The sequence below is a fragment of the Paenibacillus sp. 1_12 genome (genome assembly GCF_900114475.1).
GTDB lineage: Bacteria > Bacillota > Bacilli > Paenibacillales > NBRC-103111 > Paenibacillus_S.
The window spans coordinates 370,352-389,659 of the sequence record NZ_FOTE01000001.1 but is presented as its reverse complement, the minus strand read 5'-3'; the positions used below and the strand labels follow the sequence as shown (position 1 = coordinate 389,659).

General features: G+C 44.7%; 16 protein-coding genes. 13 read left to right on the top strand and 3 right to left on the bottom strand.

The genetic code is table 11. From position 1 onward, the window contains the following. Positions 1-26: 26 nt before the first annotated feature. Positions 27-659 (bottom strand): RraA family protein, encoded by a 633-nt coding sequence (locus BM210_RS01665; protein ID WP_091163841.1) that lies wholly within the window; start codon positions 657-659, stop codon positions 27-29. A gap of 216 nt (positions 660-875) precedes the next feature. On the opposite strand from BM210_RS01665, the gene BM210_RS01660 reads away from it, so the two are divergent. The 13 genes from BM210_RS01660 (at position 876) to pckA (ending at position 16,140) form a co-directional block, all read left to right on the top strand. Continuing rightward, positions 876-2,006, top strand: coding sequence for a PrpF domain-containing protein (locus BM210_RS01660; RefSeq protein WP_091163839.1), 1,131 nt, complete (start codon positions 876-878; stop codon positions 2,004-2,006). 35 nt (positions 2,007-2,041) lie between these two features. After that, positions 2,042-4,777 (top strand): aconitate hydratase AcnA, encoded by a 2,736-nt coding sequence (gene acnA / locus BM210_RS01655; protein ID WP_091163837.1) that lies wholly within the window; start codon positions 2,042-2,044, stop codon positions 4,775-4,777. A 155-nt stretch (positions 4,778-4,932) separates the two neighbouring features. Further along, positions 4,933-5,760, top strand: coding sequence for an ABC transporter ATP-binding protein (locus BM210_RS01650; protein WP_091163835.1), 828 nt, complete (start codon positions 4,933-4,935; stop codon positions 5,758-5,760). Beyond that, on the top strand, positions 5,738-6,586 hold the full coding sequence (locus BM210_RS01645; RefSeq protein WP_091163833.1) for an ABC transporter permease: 849 nt from the start codon (positions 5,738-5,740) through the stop codon (positions 6,584-6,586). Before BM210_RS01650 ends, BM210_RS01645 begins: the two co-directional genes overlap by 23 nt. 44 nt (positions 6,587-6,630) lie before the next feature. Next, positions 6,631-7,716: an ABC transporter substrate-binding protein gene (locus BM210_RS01640; RefSeq protein ID WP_091163831.1), complete on the top strand. Its 1,086-nt coding sequence runs from the start codon at positions 6,631-6,633 to the stop codon at positions 7,714-7,716. A 109-nt stretch (positions 7,717-7,825) separates the two neighbouring features. After that, positions 7,826-8,713, top strand: coding sequence for a methylisocitrate lyase (gene prpB, locus BM210_RS01635; RefSeq protein ID WP_091163829.1), 888 nt, complete (start codon positions 7,826-7,828; stop codon positions 8,711-8,713). Positions 8,714-8,767: 54 nt separating this feature from the next. After that, positions 8,768-10,210, top strand: coding sequence for a bifunctional 2-methylcitrate dehydratase/aconitate hydratase (locus BM210_RS01630; protein WP_091163827.1), 1,443 nt, complete (start codon positions 8,768-8,770; stop codon positions 10,208-10,210). Positions 10,211-10,539: 329 nt separating this feature from the next. Then, a complete protein-coding gene (locus BM210_RS01625) occupies positions 10,540-12,150 on the top strand; it encodes an ATP-binding protein (RefSeq protein WP_091163825.1) in 1,611 nt (536 codons plus the stop codon). Next, a complete protein-coding gene (locus BM210_RS01620) occupies positions 12,137-12,838 on the top strand; it encodes a response regulator (RefSeq protein WP_091163824.1) in 702 nt (233 codons plus the stop codon). Before BM210_RS01625 ends, BM210_RS01620 begins: the two co-directional genes overlap by 14 nt. Next, the gene (locus BM210_RS36140) at positions 12,786-12,950 is read left to right on the top strand and encodes a stalk domain-containing protein (RefSeq protein ID WP_091163823.1); all 165 of its coding nucleotides are present in this window, start codon (positions 12,786-12,788) and stop codon (positions 12,948-12,950) included. The genes BM210_RS01620 and BM210_RS36140 overlap by 53 nt, the downstream gene beginning before the upstream one ends. A gap of 477 nt (positions 12,951-13,427) precedes the next feature. Then, on the top strand, positions 13,428-14,438 hold the full coding sequence (gap, locus tag BM210_RS01610; RefSeq protein ID WP_091164671.1) for a type I glyceraldehyde-3-phosphate dehydrogenase: 1,011 nt from the start codon (positions 13,428-13,430) through the stop codon (positions 14,436-14,438). Then, positions 14,414-14,605 (top strand): GapA-binding peptide SR1P, encoded by a 192-nt coding sequence (locus BM210_RS01605; protein WP_091163821.1) that lies wholly within the window; start codon positions 14,414-14,416, stop codon positions 14,603-14,605. Before gap ends, BM210_RS01605 begins: the two co-directional genes overlap by 25 nt. Then, the gene (pckA, locus tag BM210_RS01600; protein WP_091163820.1) at positions 14,602-16,140 is read left to right on the top strand and encodes a phosphoenolpyruvate carboxykinase (ATP); all 1,539 of its coding nucleotides are present in this window, start codon (positions 14,602-14,604) and stop codon (positions 16,138-16,140) included. The genes BM210_RS01605 and pckA overlap by 4 nt, the downstream gene beginning before the upstream one ends. Positions 16,141-16,257: 117 nt before the next feature. Here pckA and rsgA read toward each other — a convergent pair whose 3' ends face one another. Next, complete coding sequence (gene rsgA / locus BM210_RS01595; RefSeq protein WP_091163816.1) at positions 16,258-17,319, bottom strand: ribosome small subunit-dependent GTPase A; 1,062 nt, start codon at positions 17,317-17,319, stop codon at positions 16,258-16,260. A 301-nt stretch (positions 17,320-17,620) separates the two neighbouring features. Further along, on the bottom strand, positions 17,621-19,240 hold the full coding sequence (locus tag BM210_RS01590; RefSeq protein WP_091163815.1) for an FAD-dependent oxidoreductase: 1,620 nt from the start codon (positions 19,238-19,240) through the stop codon (positions 17,621-17,623). Positions 19,241-19,308 lie beyond the last annotated feature (68 nt).

Below are 19,308 nucleotides of genomic sequence, written 5' to 3'. Positions count from 1 at the left end.
AAGAGGAGTATTCCTCAACCCGTTTTTTATTTTCGCAATTTGTAGGCTTCCAGAATTTCATCCAGATATTGAATGATTTTTTCAGGTTTATCTGAATATTTCACCGCTCGTGTGTTGTCTTTATTCAGCTTCTCCAGCGCATGGCTAAGTACCTCTTGCTCTAAAGCTCTGGGAACGACAACAACTCCATCCGCATCTCCGACGATGATATCACCAGGCTGAACAGCTGCCCCGCCGCAGGAGATCGGTACGTTGATTTCGCCGACACCTGCTTTAACGCTGGCAGCAACCGTAGCTCCCCTTGAGAAAACAGGGAAATCGAGCTGCTTGATCCCTATGAGATCCCGTATGCTGCCGTCCACGATAATACCTTTGATTCCTAATGCTTTCGCCATTCCAACAACAAAATCACCTGCAATGGCACGGAAGCGATCCCCTTTTGCATCTATAACCAAAATATCTCCGGGTTTTGCTTCTCTAATCGCTTTTAAGACAGCCATGTTATCTCCTACGGGCATTTTTACAGTAAATGCTCTTCCGGCAACCCGATAATCTTCCATTAATGGCTTAATAGCGGGATCCATATTGTTCAGTCCCTGCAACGCATCGGAAATACATGTAGTCGGAACCTTTTGAAATTGATCAATGATAGTGTTCATGGCTCTCTCCATTCCTTTCGATTCTTCAACTATACATCCAGCAGCCCATTTGTTGAAATTCAAAAAAACTATGTTCAGGCATAATTAAACCCGATATCTTCAGATATTTGAAAATCGGATCGCTGGCTATACAGGATATGTATTATTTTTTAAATTAAAGATGTTCTAGAATGAAGCCAAGCTGATTTAACAAACATTTATAGGAGGCTGGTTGACATGTCGCAGTTCTCAATTCCATGTGCAGTATATAGAGGTGGTACGAGTCGTGGGTTATTTTTGGTGAAAAGTGATTTGCCAGAAGACGTCCAAGGGCAAAAAAAAATATTTCTAAACGGCATCGATGCTTATAATGTTTCCCAAATTAACGGGTTAGGGAGCGGGACCTCTCATACGAGTAAAGTATGCGTGATTTCTCCGTCTTCACTGGAGGGAGTAGATGTGGAGTACACCTTTTACCAGATCGGAATCGGTGAAGAAGTAATGGATGACAAGGGAACATGCGGAAACTTGATGGCTGCCGTGGGTGCATTTGCTGTAGACGAAGGTTTAGTTGAAGTAAATCGATCTTCTGAATATGTGGATGTTAACGTATTTAACACCAATATCAAGAAATTGCTCCACTTGAAAGTGCCGACTGTAAACGGTAAAGCAAAAGTTTCTGGCGATTATGTCATGCCTGGGCTTCACGGTACAGGTGCCAAATTTATCGTTAATATTCTTTTCCCTGGCGGAGGGAAAACGGGTAAAACGCTTCCAGTTGATGTTCTATATGCTATGGAGACAACATCTAAAGCTTATGAGATTTCTTTTATCGATGTGGTTAATCCATTCGTGTATGTAGCTGCAGATGACTTGGGAATCAAAGGGACTGAGCTCAACAGCGAACTGTCATTAAATATAGCTTTGCTGGCTGAGTTAGAAGCCATTCGCAGCCAGATGGCTGTTCATTCCGGAATGGCAACATCGCTGGGAGAAATCGTGGGATCTGTCCCCAAAATCGCTATTGTAACTGAACCACAAGATTACGTCACTTCAGAGGGAAAAGTGATTAAGAAGAAGGATGTCGACATCGTAGCCAAGATGCTTTCTATGGGGAAATTCCATCGGACATATGCGGGGAGTGGACTTTATAACCTAGCTGCAGCTGCCTTATTACCGGGAACATTACCGAACCGATTCGCGACTCAAAAAGGCAGCTATCATGAACAAATCATCCGAATCGGACATCCGGAAGGCGTTGCAGAGGTTCGGGTTTCATTAACGGAGGATGGTACAGATGTGGCCTCCGTCGGGCTCGATAGAACGGCCAGAAGAATAATGAAGGGGAATTTATATATTCCAGAATAAACACTTTCAGCAGGAAAAGATATGGAGGGGACAACATGACAACTGAAGAAAATGATGTTTTTGGAGCTCGTACCCAATTGGAGTTGAACGGGAAAACATATACCTACTATCGGTTACAAGCCTTGGAAGAGGGAGGCGTTGGGTGCATCTCAGGACTTCCTTATTCTATCAAAATATTACTGGAATCTGTTCTGCGGCAGTATGACGGAAAAGCCATAAAAAAAGAGCATATCGAAAATCTTTCAAAATGGGGCACAAAGGAAATGAAAGAGAACATGGATGTTCCTTTCAAACCGGCGCGTATTGTGCTACAGGATTTTACCGGCGTGCCTGTTGTCGTCGATATTGCCTCATTAAGAAAAGCGATGCACGATATGGGTGGGGACCCCAAGCGGATTAATCCAGAAATCCAGGTTGATCTTGTTATCGATCACGCAGAGCAAGTGGACAAATTTGGTACGCCTGATGCATTAAAATATAATGTTGACCGAGGCTTTGAGTTAAATTATGAGCGGTACGAGTTTTTTAAATGGGCAACAAACTCCATTGATAACTTTCGCGCAGTTCCACCTTCAACAGCAATCATCCATCAAGCGAACTTGGAATACCTCACTCCTGTTGTTCATGGTGTTAAAGACGGAAACGGAGAGTACTTGGCATTTCCTGATACTTGTTTCGGTACTGATTCTCATACGCCAATGATCAACGGGATTGGTGTAGTTGGTTGGGGAGTAGGCGGAATTGAGGCTGAAGCAGGTATGCTCGGGCAGCCATCTTGTTTCCCTGTACCTGAAGTAATTGGCATCCGATTGAACGGCACGCTTCCTGCAGGAACAACCGGTACAGATCTGGCCCTCTATATGACGAATCTTCTTCGCAAGAAGAAAGTGGTGGGTAAGTTCGTTGAGTTTTTTGGTAAAGGCGTTGCCAATCTGTCACTCGCTGATAGAGCGACGGTTGCCAACATGTCTCCTGAGAATGGAGCAACGATTAGCCTCTTTCCGATTGATAAGGAAACACTTCATTATTTGCGCTTATCCGGACGAACTGAAGAACAGGTACAGCTTGTTGAGGCTTACTGTAAAGCTAATGGCCTGTTCTATACATCAGATTCTGCAGAAGCTGTGTATACCGCTGTAATTGACGTTAATCTGGCTGACATTGAAACAAGCTTGGCAGGACCGAAACGTCCACAAGATTTAATCCGCCTTTCAGAATTGAAAGAAACGTTCAAAAAAGCGCTAACGTACGAAGCAGGTAATCATGGTTACGGCCTTGCTGAAGATGAAATCAATAAATTCGTGCAAATCAGATATCCGAATGGGAGTAAATCTACATTAAAAACAGGAGCAATCGTACTTGCAGCCATCACAAGCTGCACGAATACGTCTAACCCGAATGTGATGATCGGTGCTGGACTTCTTGCCAAAAAAGCGGTAGAGAGAGGTTTGAGTGTCCCCTCCTATGTAAAAACAAGTCTTTCTCCAGGTTCTAAAGTGGTAACCGACTATTTGCGTAAAGCTGGATTGCTGCCTTTTCTAGAAAAACTCGGTTTCTATCTTGTTGGGTACGGATGTACGACTTGTGTTGGCAACTCGGGTCCACTTCCTGAGGAAATAGGAAACGTGATTGTGGATCATGATATGATTGTATCCAGTGTTCTCTCAGGCAACCGTAACTTTGAAGGACGTATTCACCCGCTGATCAAAGCAAACTTTCTTGCTTCTCCCCCTCTCGTTGTGGCTTACGCTATCGCAGGGACGGTTGATATCAATCTTCGCAATGAGCCGCTTGGTACGGATAAAGAAGGCAAAGATGTATACTTGGCAGACATTTGGCCTACTGAAGATGAGGTTCAAAAAGTAATTGCCGAGACGGTTACACCGGATCTGTTTGAATATCAAAACGAACATATGTTTACAGGAAACAAAGACTGGAACAACTTGAAGACAAGTGAAGGATTGCTTTATGAATGGGAGGAAAAGTCGACTTATCTCCAGAATCCTCCGTTTTTCGAACGTATATCTCTGAAGCCTCGAGAGATTGTCCCGCTTCAAGGTCTTCGAGTGCTTGCGAAGCTTGGAGACTCCATAACAACGGATCATATTTCGCCAGCTGGAGGCACCATTCCGTTAAACAGTGTTGCCGGCAAATATTTGATGGATCAGGGAGTTAAAGCCGACGATCTGAGTTCATACGGAGCCCGCCGTGGCAATCATCATGTTATGATGCGCGGCGGTTTCGCTAACATTCGGCTTCGTAACCAAATAACTCCTGGAACGGAAGGCGGCGTAACGACGTACTTTCCAACCCGAGAAGTGATGTCCATTTATGATGCCAGCATGAGATATCAACAAGATGGTACCGGGCTAGTGATTATCGCTGGAATCGATTATGGAATGGGAAGCTCCAGGGACTGGGCGGCTAAAGCTACACAGCTCCTCGGTGTCAAAGCGGTAATCGCGCAAAGCTTTGAGCGCATTCATCGAAGCAATCTTGCATTGATGGGAGTTCTGCCGCTGCAATTCAAAGAAGGGGAGAGTGCTGATACGGCTGGTTTAACAGGAAGAGAGCTATTTGAGATCGATGTTTTTGAGAGTCTTTATCCGCATCAAAAAGTAAAAGTGACAGCAGTGGATGAAAACGGAATATATAAACATTTTGAAGCGATTGTCCGATTCGATAGTGATGTCGAAATTGATTACTATCGCCACGGTGGGGTACTGCAAATGGTGCTGCGTGACAAATTGTCTAAACATACAGCGACGTGACGTAGCTGTGTGTCTTTTTTTGTCCGTTAACAATATCGCCAAAATTGTGAATAAAAGCAATATTCATAATATCGCCTTAATATTTCAAAAACAACAGAATGGATTATACTAAGTTGCAAGCGCTACCAAAACTATTTTATTAAGGAGACACCAACATGAATCAACCGAGATCAAGTTTGTCTGAATCTCCAATGATTGATCTTCAAGGGGTCACAAAAGAATTTTTAAAGCCCTCCGGCGAGGTTCACACCGTTTTACGCAATATTAATCTTCGTGTTGCAAAAGGGGAATTTTGTTCTATTGTCGGTCCGACGGGCTGCGGGAAATCTACGACATTAAGTCTGATTGCCGGTTTTGAGAAGCCTTCACTTGGTAAAATTCGAATCCATGGAGAACAACTGGAAGGAATCAATCCTCGGGCTGCGTGTGTTTTCCAAACGGAAAATGCATTTCCCTGGAAAACAGTTATTGACAATGTTTCTCTCGGTTTGAGACTAAAGGGCATGAAAAAAAATGAGGCCTACCAAGAGGCAAGACACTGGATTGAGAAAGTGGGCTTGAAAGGCTTTGAGGGGCATTACCCTCACCAGCTCTCCGGCGGTATGAGAAAACGTGTTGCCTTGGCGCAATGTTTGATCACCCAACCGGAAATCTTACTTATGGACGAATCGTTTTCTGCGCTTGATGTTCACACGCGGCATTTAATGGAAAACGAGCTTCTGAAAATTTGGGAGGAAACTTCTGCTTCTGTCTTTTTTATCACGCACGATCTAGAAGAGGCGATTGCTCTGAGCGACCGCGTAATTGTTCTAACCGCAGGTCCGGCTGCTACCATCAAGGGCGATTATCAAATTAATCTGGAAAGACCGAGGAATGTAGCGGAAATACGTTTTGACCGGCAGTTCGCTGAGCTGCATGAGCAAATTTGGAATGATTTAAGGGATGAGGTGATGGTTAGCTATGCAAATGCAAACAACGCTTAATTCGCAAGAAGAGATTGTGATTCGGAAAAAGGAAATGAGAGCAAGAGCCGCAAAAATAAAAATACGCAATCTGACACTTCAAACTCTTGTGTTCATTGCGGTATTTGGATCCTGGCAATTTTTCTCGGATCAGAAAATCATTGATCCGTTCTTTTTCTCCAGTCCGTTTGCGATCTTTAAACAAATTGTGGACTGGATTATAGACGGTACGAGCCAAGGTCCACTGTATATACATTTTGTGGTTACTTTTGAGGAAACAGTCATTGCATTTATTATCGGTGTCACTTTGGGTGTAATCGCCGGGTATGCATTAGGCAGAAACGATATTCTCTCGGTCATTTTCGGACCTTACATCCAAATGTTGAATGCGCTTCCAAGGGTTGTGCTGGCACCACTATTCATCATCTGGTTCGGACTTGGCATGCCATCGAAGATTGCACTTGGCGTTACGCTTACCTTTTTCATCGTTTTTTTCAACGCTTTCCAGGGTGTACGTGAAGTCGACAAAAATTTGCTAAACAATGCCCGTTTGCTCGGAGCAGGCAAGAGGCAGCTCGCCCAGCATGTGATCCTGCCTTCAGCACTAACATGGATTTTATCGAGTTTACATTCTAGCTTTGGCTTTGCATTGGTTGGCGCTGTCGTCGGGGAATTTATCGGCTCTACAAAAGGTCTTGGTTTTCTGATTGCCCAAGCCCAAGGTGCTTTCAACACTACCGGGGTATTTGCTGGGATGGTTCTTCTATCGATTACGGCCTTGGCTGCTAATTGGGCAGTTACCAAATTGGAGCGGCGTTTTATAGCTTGGAGGCACGTTCGTCAATAATGAAAGCTATACGAATTTATTTTCTCATATAAGGGGTAATGACAATGAAAATTGGTAAAAACACAAATGTTGGCGCATCTGTTCTCATCTCGTTTGGTTTGCTTTTGGCGGGCTGTGGTACAGCCGATAAACCGACCGCTCAGCCAACGGCTCCAAAAGGTAATGAACAGCAGGCATCCGCTCCGGCGCCGGCGAAGCTTCCTAAGGTCAATATTATGGTTGGTGGTTTAGAAAAAATCATCTACCTTCCGGCTAAATTGACGGAAAACCTGGGGTATTTCAAAGAAGAAGGACTTGAAGTGGAGCTTACAAGCCAGGCTTCCGGTGTCAATGCTGAGCAGGCGCTCATTGCTGGTGAAGTTCAGGGTGTAGTTGGTTTTTACGATCATACGATTGATATTCAGGCTAAGGGCAAATATTTGCAAGAAGTCGTACAGCTGGCTACGAACCCCGGAGCCAAATTGATGGTTGCGAACAAAGTGAAAGATCAGATCAAAGGCATAGCAGACTTGAAAGGCAGAAATATCGGTATTACCAGCTCAGGGGCATCATCGCACTTTCTAGTCAACTATTTAGTGACTAAAGGCGGTAACTCAACAAAAGATTATGCCCCATTGGCTGTTGGTGCTGGTGCAACATTGGTTGCTGCCATGGAGCAAGGGAAGGTAGATGTCGCATGGGCGACACAACCTACCACGGCATTGCTTGAGCAAAGAGGCATAGCTTCTGTATTTGTCGATCTGGAGAGTCAGGATGGAGCCAAACAAGCTCTTGGTGGTACCTACCCTGCACCGAGCCTATATATGAGTGAAGATTATGTGAAGAAAAACCCAGAAGTGGTTCAGCGATTAGCCAATGCCTTTGTCAAAACGTTGAGATACATGAATACGCATAAAGCGGAAGAAATCGCTGAAAAAGTGCCAAAGGAATATTATGCAGGCGATAAAGATTTGTATATAAAATCGCTGCAATCCAGCCTTTCCATGTTCACATCTGATGGAAAAATGCCTGTTGGCGGTCCAGAGAAGGTATTGGAAATCCTAACGGTGTTTACCCCGCAGCTTAAAGATGCCAAAATCGACCTCAGCAAAACATTTACCAACGAGTTTGTGGATAAAGTGAAAAAATAATAAGGATATAAACACAGGTTACCTTAAGCTCCATGGATAAGCTGAAAGAGGCGTTGTAGACGCCTCTTTCAGCTTATCCATCATACAAAAAAATAAAGGGAGTGCCATTATGAGCAATGTGAGATCGCCGGGTTCATTATTATGGGAAGCCTTAAAAACTGAAAAACCGCTGCAGGTAGTTGGAACCATTAATGCATACACGGCCATGATGGCTGAGCGTGTTGGCTATCGCGCAATATATTTATCCGGAGGCGGAGTGGCCAATGCCTCATTCGGGCTGCCGGATCTTGGCATGACTACTTTAAATGATGTCCTCGAGGATGTTCGAAGAATTACGAACGCGACCTCATTACCGCTGCTGGTAGATGCCGATACTGGCTTCGGTGGTGCTCATAATATTGGACGAACAGTACGAATGATGAGTCAGGCCGGCGCGGCTGGTATTCACATCGAAGACCAGGTATCGGCTAAACGCTGCGGACATCGTCCAAACAAGGCGATAGTTAGCCTTTCCGAGATGGTAGACCGTATTAAAGCGGCCGTGGATGCTAAAACGAATTCAGATTTTATTATTATGGCACGTACGGATGCGCTTGCGGTCGAAGGGCTGGATGCAGCCATTGAACGGTCTTGTGCCTGCGTGAAAGCCGGTGCCGATATGATATTTCCTGAAGCCGTGCTTACCCTTGAGCAATACGATATGTTCGTGAATGCAGTCGGAGTGCCGGTGTTAGCTAATATTACGGAATTCGGACAAACCCCACTTTTTACTGTCGATGAACTGGAGCGTGCAGGTGTAAGTTTAGCTTTGTACCCGTTATCTGCCTTTCGCGCCATGAATGCTGCTGCCCTGAAAGTATACCAAGAGCTTCGTAATGAAGGAACGCAAAAAAATGTTGTGGAACTTATGCAAACACGAATGGAGCTCTATGATTTTCTTAATTACCATGAATATGAAAGAAACTTGGACCGATTATTTAAGCCAGAACTTGAGTAGCTTCCAAAATAAAAATAAAACCTTAATTTATCAAGACAATACGGAGGAATATCCATGTCAACCCCTATAAGCAATATGAGACCGGAACCCGATCAGGTTTTGCTGGAATTAGCTGATTATGTTTATGACTATGAAGTGAATAGTGCGGAGGCCTATCAAACGGCCCGTCTATGTTTGATGGACACGCTCGGCTGCGGGCTCCTGGCACTAAGATATCCGGAGTGCACCAAACATCTGGGACCTATTATTCCCGGTACCATAGTTCCTCACGGAGCAAAAGTACCGGGAACTCAGTATCAATTAGATCCTGTAACCGCAGCATTTAATATCGGCTGTATGATCCGGTGGTTGGACTATAATGATACATGGCTTGCCGCCGAATGGGGGCATCCTTCCGATAACCTTGGAGGAATTCTGGCTGCTGCCGACTATATCAGCAGAAGCAGAATTGCCGAAGGTTTAGCGCCGCTCAAGATGAAGGATGTACTGACCTCGATGATCAAAGCCCATGAAATTCAAGGTGTGCTTGCGCTTGAAAATAGCTTTAATCGCGTAGGGCTGGATCATGTCCTGCTTGTAAAGGTGGCTTCTACAGCAGTCGTTACGAAACTGCTGGGCGGATCGAAAGAGGAGATGATCAATGCGGTATCCAACGCATGGTTGGATGGGCAAGCGCTGCGTACATACCGTCATGCGCCAAACACAGGTTCACGCAAATCCTGGGCTGCGGGGGATGCTACCAGTCGGGCTGTGCGGCTTTCCCTTATGGCGTTAAAGGGCGAGATGGGATATCCGTCTGCGCTGACTGCTAAAACATGGGGTTTTTATGATGTATTATTCAAAGGAAAGGAATTCAAATTTCAACGCCCTTACGGCTCATATGTAATGGAAAATGTGTTGTTCAAGATCTCCTATCCAGCAGAATTTCATGCGCAAACCGCAGTGGAATGTGCGATACGACTTTGTCCTCAGGTAGAAGGCAGATGGGATGAGATCGACTATATTGAATTAACAACACACGAATCGGCCATTCGCATTATCGATAAAAAAGGGCCGCTGAACAATCCGGCAGACCGTGATCACTGTCTACAATATATGGTTGCTGTCGCTCTGATTTATGGTGAATTAACTGCGGATCATTATGAAGACACGATAGCGGGCGATCCACGAATCGATGCACTTCGCGATAAGATGAATACGAAGGAAAATCCGCGCTATACACGGGAGTATCATGAACCAGACCAACGCAAGATTGCGAACGCCGTGCAGATTTTCTTTAAAGATGGTACACATACGGAAAAGGCAGAATCAGAGTTTCCAATTGGACATCGGAGAAGACGCGACGAGGGGATTCCGCTGCTGGAACAGAAGTATGCTGCTAATCTGGCTACACGTTTTCCACGAAAGCAATCTCAAGCCATAATGGAGTTGTGCTTAAACCAGCATGGGCTGGAAACAATGCCTGTCCATCAATTTGTAGATATGTTTGTTATATAGTACGGGGTACTGGGAAATAAGATTGAAGCTGCTATTACTATAGATTACATGAAGGAATCTTAATACAAAGCATCGGTAAAAAGGCATTCTGGCTTCTCTTGCCGGTGCTTCTGTCGTAAGTGAGATCAAATGATATGATATTCGTATTTTTAAGCTGGCTATACTATAATTGATCTCTTTCGTGATTTTTGACGGTATAAGGGATATTTGTCAATAAATCTGATTTTGACGATAAAAACAATGAGAAGCATCTGTGAAAACGATTTCTTTTTATAGTATTAACAGATAATATAATGCTATAAAAGCAATAAAGATGGGAGGACAATAACGTGACTTGGATCAATCGGTTAAAACTTCGCGCAAAGATCAATCTGCTCGTTTTTCTGATCATCGGAGTTGTCCTGCTATTGGTTGTTTCCTCCATCGAATACTCTACTATTGAGAGTCGTTTTCAAGAAGCCGGTGAAAGGGCTTTAATGCTGTCGAGAACGGTAGCTTTCTTGCCTGAAACGATTCGTGCCCTGGAAATGGAAACGCAGGATCCGAATCTGCAACCCTTTATTGAAGAACTGAGAAAGAAAACCGGAGCCCAGTTTATCGTGATCGCCAATATGGGACAAATACGATTAACCCATCCTAACTCCAAAGAAATTGGCAAGCATATGGTCGGGGAGGATAATGATGCCGTATTGTTCGGGAATGACAGTATTACCAACGCAACAGGAACATTGGGTCCTTCTATTCGTGGCAAAAGCCCGATTCGTAATGCACAAGGCGAACAAATCGGGATAGTTTCCGTTGGCTTTCTTATGGAAAAAGTGTGGGAAGAAATTTGGATCAATTTAATTGGAGTCGGAATTACAGGTTTGATTGCCCTGTTGATCGGATTATTTGGGGCACATTTGCTATCCGGCTCTATAAAAAAACAAATCTTTCAGATGGAACCTTCAGAAATCGCTTATTTAACTCAGGAGCAGGCAGCCATTCTTGAATCGATCCGAGAAGGGATAATTGCGGTCAACAGTAAGGGAATCATAACTACATGCAATCAGGAAGCTTCAAAAATATTGGGCAAGGACGCACGGGAAGTAAAAGGCGAACCGATTCGTTCCATATTGCCAAACTCGCGGCTAAGCGAAGTACTGCAAAAGGGTGGGCCCCAGCTGGATCAACCTATGATTATCGGAAATACTTTGGTTGTGGCTAACCGTTTGCCAGTGATGGCTAACGGTCAAGTCATAGGAGCTGTTTCCAGTTTTCGTGATAAACAACAATTGGATCAAATTGACCATCGGATATCGGATATCGGACAATATGTGGATACGCTGCGCAGCCAAAGGCATGAGTTTATGAATAAGCTCCATTTGCTGTCAGGGCTTATTACCATGAAGGAATATGATCTTGCTAAAAATGCAATTGAAGAAGTCAATCATGAGTATCAATCTACGTTGGACTTTTTTCTGGCACATATCAAGGATCCCGCTGTTGTGGGGCTGTTGCTTGGTAAATTCAGCAAAGCAAAGGAGTTAAATATACGATTGCATATTGATCCGGGTTCCTCGATTCCTTCACCTTGTCCGCATCGTGACATTGTGGTCACTTTTTTGGGCAATACGATTGAAAATGCATTTGAGGCTATTTCTTCTTCGTTCAAGAAAATCGGCGAAGCGCCCGAAATTACGTCATATTTGGGAATTGAAGGACAGCGGCTTATCATGCGGGTGAAAGATAACGGTCCTGGAATTGATCCAGCACTGGGTCTGAGAGTGCTGCACGATGGAGTAAGTTCGAAGGGAGAGGGCCGAGGTATAGGGTTGACTATCGTCTCGCGGCTAGTTTCTAATGTACAAGGCACCATGACAATTAAGTCGACCGAAGAAGGAACTATTGTGGAGGCGCTTTTACCCATTGAGGAGGTGACAATTTTTGAACACCAATAAAGTCATTGATGTTGTAGTGGTGGACGACGATTTCATGATTGCCAACATGCACGGAAAATTTATTAATCAGCATGCGGGATTTCAATGGGTGGGAACAGCTCATAATTATGCGCAAGCCGTTAAACTTGTTGAGGAAAACCATCCTGATCTGCTTATCCTGGACGTCTATATGCCTGATCGGTCAGGAATCGATTTATTACGGATGCTTCGTTCATCGGGACAACGATGCGATGTCATTCTCATTACTGCGGCTAAAGAATTGGAAATCGTAGAAGAGGGGTTTCGATTAGGTGTATACGATTACTTAATTAAACCATTCGATTTGGCGCACCTTAAAGAGTCTTTGGATAAATACTACCAATTTAAACATCAGCTAACCGCCTCCAAAGAAGTCGATCAGCAAACCGTGGATCATCTGCGCAAGCTGCGTGCGCCTTCTATTCATGCAGCCTCCATTGCTTTACAAAAAGGGATCGACCAACGAACATTAGACCGTGTTGTTCAATGTATAACGGAGCAAACGGAATTCCGGACATCGGAGCAAATTGCACAATTGGCAGGGGTCAGCCGGTCGACAGTGAGAACGTATCTTACTTTTTTGGTTGAAGAAGGTTCGGTCGAGGAACATCAGCAATATGGAACTGTCGGCCGTCCACAAAGATGGTTTCGTAAGAAAAGCAAACTATAAACTTAGGGGAATATACTCGATCGCGATGGTTCCGTTTAGGTACGTAAGTGAAACGCTTGGCGCAAATGTGACTTGGAATAAAGCAGCCAAAACGTTTACTAATAAACTATAATACGTTAATACGCCGCCAATAAGGGATGTCCGTGAGGGCATCCTCTTTGACGTATTATAGAAAGACTTCATTCCTTCTATGCCCGTTCATAATATCGCTATAATAAAAATTACCGTGAATATTCATAATATTGGTAAAATATTTCATAATCAATGGATTAATTTATAATAAATTGTATGCGTTAATAGTTCCGTGAGGGTGATAATGCGGATACGTTAGGGTTAACAGGCTGAGAAAACAAAGGTAGACAGGTGTTTCTAAGTAACAGACACAATTGAGATGATTTGAGAATGGATATGTTTATGAATATAACGTCATATATCCGTGGTAAATCCGATAAAATTTTATTATATACCCAATTGATATTTTATTATGTGCATTCACTCTTTAATGGTGTATATTAATCATTAAATAATACACACTATTAACCGCGTGAAGGAGTGGTCTAGATTGGGTGTTGGCGTAGGGATCAGTGGAATGGGGCGCATCGGGAGGTTATTGGTCAGAAAAATATTCTCGGAGCAACAGCATGCGTATCAGTTAAAAGCGATTAATTGCAGTTATCCGGTTGAAACGATTGCTCACCTTTTGAAATATGATACCGTTCACCGAAGATGGGACGCCAATATTTCCGTCAGCGAAGGCAAGTTGATTATAAACGGAAATATCATACAACTTGTATCCGAAAGGAATCCGACAAACATAGCGTGGGATCATCTTGGAGTAAGCCTGGTCGTTGATGCCACTGGTAAGTTTAACGATCGGGAAGGAGCAGGAAAGCATATTGCCGCTGGAGCATCACGTGTCCTGATCACCGCACCGGGCAAGCAAATGGACCTAACAGTTATCATGGGTGTTAACGATCACCTGTACGATCCGTCAAAACATCGGCTGGTCTCGGCAGCATCTTGCACAACCAATTGCCTTTCTCCTGTATTGTATATTTTGGATCAGGCATACAAGATTCAAGCGGGTTGGATGACAACTATCCATTCCTATACATCCGATCAAAATCATCTCGATAATCCTCATAAGGATTTGCGTAGAGCACGGGCTTGCACAGCATCTATTGTTCCTACAACAACAGGTGTAGGCAAGGCGCTCAAAGATGTGCTCCCCCATTTAGCCTCGCGGATTCAGGGGATCTCCCTTCGTGTCCCGACACAGGATGTGTCTCTTATTGATTTGACGGTGAAGGTTGCCAGCACCTGCAGCTTAGAGCAAGTCAAAAAGCTTTTGAAAGCGGCGTCCGAGCAAAATTTATCACCTTACTTGGGCTATACAGAGGAGCCTTTGGTATCCGCAGATTACATTGGCTGTACCAAATCAGCGGTCATCGATGGATCATCCGTTATGATCATGAATGATCAGATTAAAGTGTTAGCTTGGTATGACAACGAATGGGCTTATGCGAGCCGTGTCGTAGAGCTGGTAAATCTGATGTCTGAAAGGGTGGATTATAAATGGATAAAACCTCAGTTGGCTTAGATATGGGTATTATCTTCTGCAAGTACTGTCAGAATGAGATAGCAACATTCGATGCGGAAAAGGTGACAACTTATTACTCGGACTGTCAGGATCAGGAATGCCAAGAGAATAGGGTTTTAACCGGAAATTCAGCTCATGATGGAGAAGAAGGGATGAAGAGAAGATGAATGTTAAGTTGGAGCAGTTGAAGGTATTAACTACACATTATAATTTGTCTGTAACAGAACTAATCAAAATCGCCTTGGAACGAAACGAAGGGAAACTGGCTTCCTCTGACGCGCTGCAGGTGCTCACAGGGAAATATACCGGCCGTTCCCCTAAAGATAAATTTATTGTCAATGAACCATCCGTGAGATCTCAAATCGATTGGGGACCTGTCAATCAGCCTATCACTGAATCTCAGTTCGATCAATTATACAAAAAAGCGATGGAATACATGACGCAAAAAGAACTGTTCATTTTTGATGGATATGCCGGAGCAGATGATAAACATCAGCTGCCGATCCGCATTGTGAATGAATACGCATGGCATAATTTGTTTGTGCATCAGCTTTTTATCCGTCCTATGAGGGAGCAGTTGCTGACACATAAGGCCGAGTTTACGGTATTCGTACTTCCAGGACTCAAGGCGGACCCGGCTGTTGACGGTACCCGTTCCGAAACATTCATCTGCTTATCCTTTGAAAAGAGGCTGATATTAATCGGAGGTACGGAGTATGCGGGTGAGATGAAGAAGTCGATTTTCAGTGTATTGAACTATTTGCTGCCGTTTGAGGGAGTATTTCCTATGCATTGCTCAGCGAATGTAGGCGACATGGATGACGTAGCATTGTTTTTCGGACTATCCGGTACGGGAAAAACGACGCTTTCCGCCGATCCGAGCCGTCGGTTAATTGGCGACGATGAGCATGGCTGGTCGGACGAAGGCGTATTTAACTTTGAAGGCGGCTGCTACGCTAAATGCGTTAATCTTTCCAAGGAAAAAGAGCCGCAAATTTGGAACGCCATTCGTTTCGGTTCGGTTTTGGAAAATATTATCTTGGACTCGGAGACGGGTGCAGCCGATTATGATAATATCAGTATTACTGAAAATACACGGGCGGCTTATCCAATCGATATGATACCGAATGCGTTGATTCCGGGAAAGGCGGGGCATCCAAGGGTCATTATTTTCTTAACGGCAGATGCTTTCGGCGTGCTGCCACCGATTTCCAGACTAAGCAAGGACCAAGCGATGTATCATTTCTTGTCAGGATATACGTCCAAGCTGGCAGGCACCGAAAGAGGAGTTACGGAACCAGAAGCGACTTTTTCCGCGTGCTTTGGCGCCCCATTTCTACCCTTACATCCGACTGTCTACGCCAAAATGCTTGGGCAAAAAATCGACGAGCATCAAGTCAGAGTATATTTGGTCAATACCGGTTGGACCGGTGGTCCGTATGGAGTTGGTAAGCGGATAAACTTATTACATACCCGCGCTATGGTTTCCGCAGCATTAGATGGATCCATTGAACACGCCAATTTCACAGTCGATCCGGTATTTGGGCTTCATTGCCCCGACTTTATTGAGGGAGTACCGGGTGAAGTGCTGCAGCCGCGAAATACATGGCAGGATAAAGAGGCATATGATGCAGCCGCATTGGAGCTCTCCAATCGTTTTGTTCAAAATTACAAGAAATTTTCCAGTAAAACTGAAGATTGAATAGTATAGGATATCATCAGGAAAGTTTGCCTAATAGCGGCTTTTGCCGATGTCATACCTAAACAGCCTCCAAAATGCCCTGTCATAAGGTATTTTGGAGGCTGTTTGTTTGCGAATTTAGTGGTTGCCGCTGCTGCGCAGTTGCTTATGAATCTTTTTCCAGCGTTCTTTTTCCGCGCGTGCGGCACCTGCATTAGCTTTACGTTCTGTGTAGGCCAGCTCTTTTTGCAGCTTCAAAAAGCTCTTCCAACGATCCTCATCGAGCGTTCCAGCTTCGAGAGCCAGCTGAATCGCACAGCCAGGCTCTTCGTGATGTCTGCAATCACTGAAGCGGCAGCTTGCCGTTAATTCATCAATATCCTGAAAGGCGGTGTGCATCGATTCGCTGCTATCCCACAGCTGAAGCTCACGCATACCTGGCGTATCGATCATGAGAGCGCCACAAGGAAGCACGATCAGCTCACGATGTGTGGTCGTGTGCTTACCTCGATCATCACCATCACGAGCAGCACCTGTTTTTTGCTTCTGTTCACCGTATAGACTGTTCAGCAGCGTTGATTTACCAGCTCCGGAGGAGCCGAGCAGTGCGATCGTTTCTCCGGGCTTCAATGTGTCGAGAATGGATTTGATGCCATCATCCTCAAGGCTGTTGACTGTATAGATCGGCACGCCCGGAGCAATAGCTTCCACCTCAAGGCATCTGGTTTCCACATCGTCGCACAAATCCTTTTTGGTCAATACGATCTCTGGCGCGGCTCCACTCTCATAGGCTAGTAGCAGGTATCGCTCTAGCCGTCTTACATTAAAATCGAGGTTTAATGCCATAACGAGAAATACGCGATCGATATTGGTTGCTACGATTTGCTCCTCAACGGTGGAACCGGCAGCCCTGCGCGAAAATTTGCTTTTTCGTTTCATAATTTCATGAATGATCACCCGCTGCTCACCAGGCATTGGGGTTATCCAGACCCAATCGCCAACTGCTGGATAATCCTCTCGCCGAATGGCCTCATAACGGCTTTTGCCCGAAAGTTCACCTAACCAATCTCCGTTCAGGCCATAAATTCGGTACAAATGCTTATGCTCCAACGCGACACGTCCAACCTCATAGTCGGAGTGCTGTATAGCTTGTTCTGCAAAAAACGGCTGAAAGCCGTAAGTTTCTAATGATGTTTGCATAAATATGCTTTGCTCCCTTATCGCTTCAATTATGCAGGGAGGATCATCCGGTACAGCTCATCTAATCCTTTAACGGGTCCGTTCCCTGTTATATCTTTTTCTGTTTGCCTGCTTTCCGGTCATCATATCGTTATGAGCTACAATTCTCTCCATATGCTTCATCACTCCTATTATAGATATACGTTCAGTATAGACATTAGCGAGAGCTTTCAGTAGGGTGAAAATGATTATAATAAAAAAGCAGTCCCCAAAATGCTCGGCTGCGAGTCATCTTGGGGACTTGTTTGTATAAGATAGGTGCTTATTTTTTTCGTGTATTTACGTAAGATGGATATACGATTTTACCAGTGTCCAGCTTGGCGATTTCGTCAGGCGTCCAGCCTTTGATTTTGTTATTGCCTACAACGCCTGTCAGTTTGATTTTGTATTTGGTTTCGAGGTAGCTGTGAAGCGCGGGCATATCGGCTTCCTTCAGCTCCCGCAGCTTTTTCTTACCTTGTATTTGTCCGAGCAGAATACCGATGGTTTCAGCGGCCAGACCCGTATTCGGCTGGATGCGTGCACTGCCATATGCAATGGCGGATGAGCCAACATTTTTGCCAGCCACAAGCACATTATCATAATCCTTCAGCAAGAAGCTGCGCAGGGGCATTCCATATTTGTCCGGTCTTCCCATCTCAATGCCCCATTTGCTGGTGCTGATGCCTTGAAGATCAAGCGGATAGCCGGCGATACTGACATTATCCCAGAACATATTCGCGCCAAGCATATCGGATGGTTTCAGTACATAATCCGTTTCATAATGATTGTACTCGCGGATATACAAGTAGTTGGGGAATCCGTTCAGCTCGGCCTTCTCCCAGCCAATCATGCTTTTACGGAAATGATTCAGAATGAGTGGGAGTTCCTTTTTCCCAAGCTCCATCGCTTCGGCTACCGATTTGTCATCGGAAGGATCAACTGTATAGATCAGAAAGGCATTGATTAACACTTCCCCATCCCGCTGATTCACGGCATTCAGTCCTCGTAAAAAGACCCTCTCATTGCTCGGCTTATAAGCGCTCGTCATTCCGCTAAGACCGATGGCATAGCTTTCATTTACCGAACCGCCACCATATTTGGTTTTGCGCTCCTCAGCTGTCATTTTGTTAAAGCTGGAGCTGAATTTGGCCCAATCGACATTTTTGAATTTAAGCATAAATCCGGAACTCATATATTCGATCTTGGTTTCTCCATAAAATTGCTCCAAGCCCGGCATGCGGTTTACCTTCAACTGGCTTAGCAGTGCGGCGAAGTCACTGTTATCAACCCAATAGGCAGCCTTGATGTTCTTCTTGACTCCGTCTTTGCCTGCATACGTTACCGACTCAACGGCATTCGGTCCGAATTGTCCGGCAGTTTGTTTAATATCTAAGATTTTGATGCCTGATTCTACTGGTATGTCATTACTGAGCTTGTCAAAGTATTGCGTGAACTCTGACAGCTTGCGGATTTTGCCATTACGGAAGCCATCGAACAGCTCTTTAGCGCGACCTTGCACCATCAAGTTGTACTTTTCATCTCGGGTCTCGTCAAGAAACAGCATTTCACCTTGCAGCACTTGTCCGCCAAATGCTTCTCTCGGATCAAGCACTTTTACTTTAAGACCTTCATCGGCTGCAGCCCGTGCCAGATAGAGGCCCTCCAGCTCACTACCGAATATCGCTATATCGACCTGCTCTGTTGGGATGGGCGGTTCTGGCGGTGGTGCCGGTGCTGTAGGTTGAGGCTTGACAGCCTGTGGTGTTTTGCTGATGTCAGCAGCCGACTCTGTGCGATTATTGCCTTCCTTGGCAAAGGACATCCATGAGTAAAAGACACCTACGGCGACCAGTGCAAATAAGGCCAATGCGACAGACAGCTTTTTTGCATTCCATTTCATGCTTATAAATCCTCCCCCAAATCATACCTCTTCATGATCAAATCATTACAATCCTAATAATCGCCCTG

What these genes read in the sequence shown, in the direction of transcription:
- BM210_RS01665 (WP_091163841.1), bottom strand. Translation starts at nt 659, where the DNA reads ATGAACACTATCATTGATCAATTTCAAAAGGTTCCGACTACATGTATT.
- BM210_RS01660 (WP_091163839.1), top strand. Translation starts at nt 876, where the DNA reads ATGTCGCAGTTCTCAATTCCATGTGCAGTATATAGAGGTGGTACGAGT.
- acnA (WP_091163837.1), top strand. Translation starts at nt 2,042, where the DNA reads ATGACAACTGAAGAAAATGATGTTTTTGGAGCTCGTACCCAATTGGAG.
- BM210_RS01650 (WP_091163835.1), top strand. Translation starts at nt 4,933, where the DNA reads ATGAATCAACCGAGATCAAGTTTGTCTGAATCTCCAATGATTGATCTT.
- BM210_RS01645 (WP_091163833.1), top strand. Translation starts at nt 5,738, where the DNA reads ATGCAAATGCAAACAACGCTTAATTCGCAAGAAGAGATTGTGATTCGG.
- BM210_RS01640 (WP_091163831.1), top strand. Translation starts at nt 6,631, where the DNA reads ATGAAAATTGGTAAAAACACAAATGTTGGCGCATCTGTTCTCATCTCG.
- prpB (WP_091163829.1), top strand. Translation starts at nt 7,826, where the DNA reads ATGAGCAATGTGAGATCGCCGGGTTCATTATTATGGGAAGCCTTAAAA.
- BM210_RS01630 (WP_091163827.1), top strand. Translation starts at nt 8,768, where the DNA reads ATGTCAACCCCTATAAGCAATATGAGACCGGAACCCGATCAGGTTTTG.
- BM210_RS36140 (WP_091163823.1), top strand. Translation starts at nt 12,786, where the DNA reads ATGGAACTGTCGGCCGTCCACAAAGATGGTTTCGTAAGAAAAGCAAAC.
- gap (WP_091164671.1), top strand. Translation starts at nt 13,428, where the DNA reads ATGGGGCGCATCGGGAGGTTATTGGTCAGAAAAATATTCTCGGAGCAA.
- BM210_RS01605 (WP_091163821.1), top strand. Translation starts at nt 14,414, where the DNA reads ATGGATAAAACCTCAGTTGGCTTAGATATGGGTATTATCTTCTGCAAG.
- pckA (WP_091163820.1), top strand. Translation starts at nt 14,602, where the DNA reads ATGAATGTTAAGTTGGAGCAGTTGAAGGTATTAACTACACATTATAAT.
- rsgA (WP_091163816.1), bottom strand. Translation starts at nt 17,319, where the DNA reads ATGCAAACATCATTAGAAACTTACGGCTTTCAGCCGTTTTTTGCAGAA.
- BM210_RS01590 (WP_091163815.1), bottom strand. Translation starts at nt 19,240, where the DNA reads ATGAAATGGAATGCAAAAAAGCTGTCTGTCGCATTGGCCTTATTTGCA.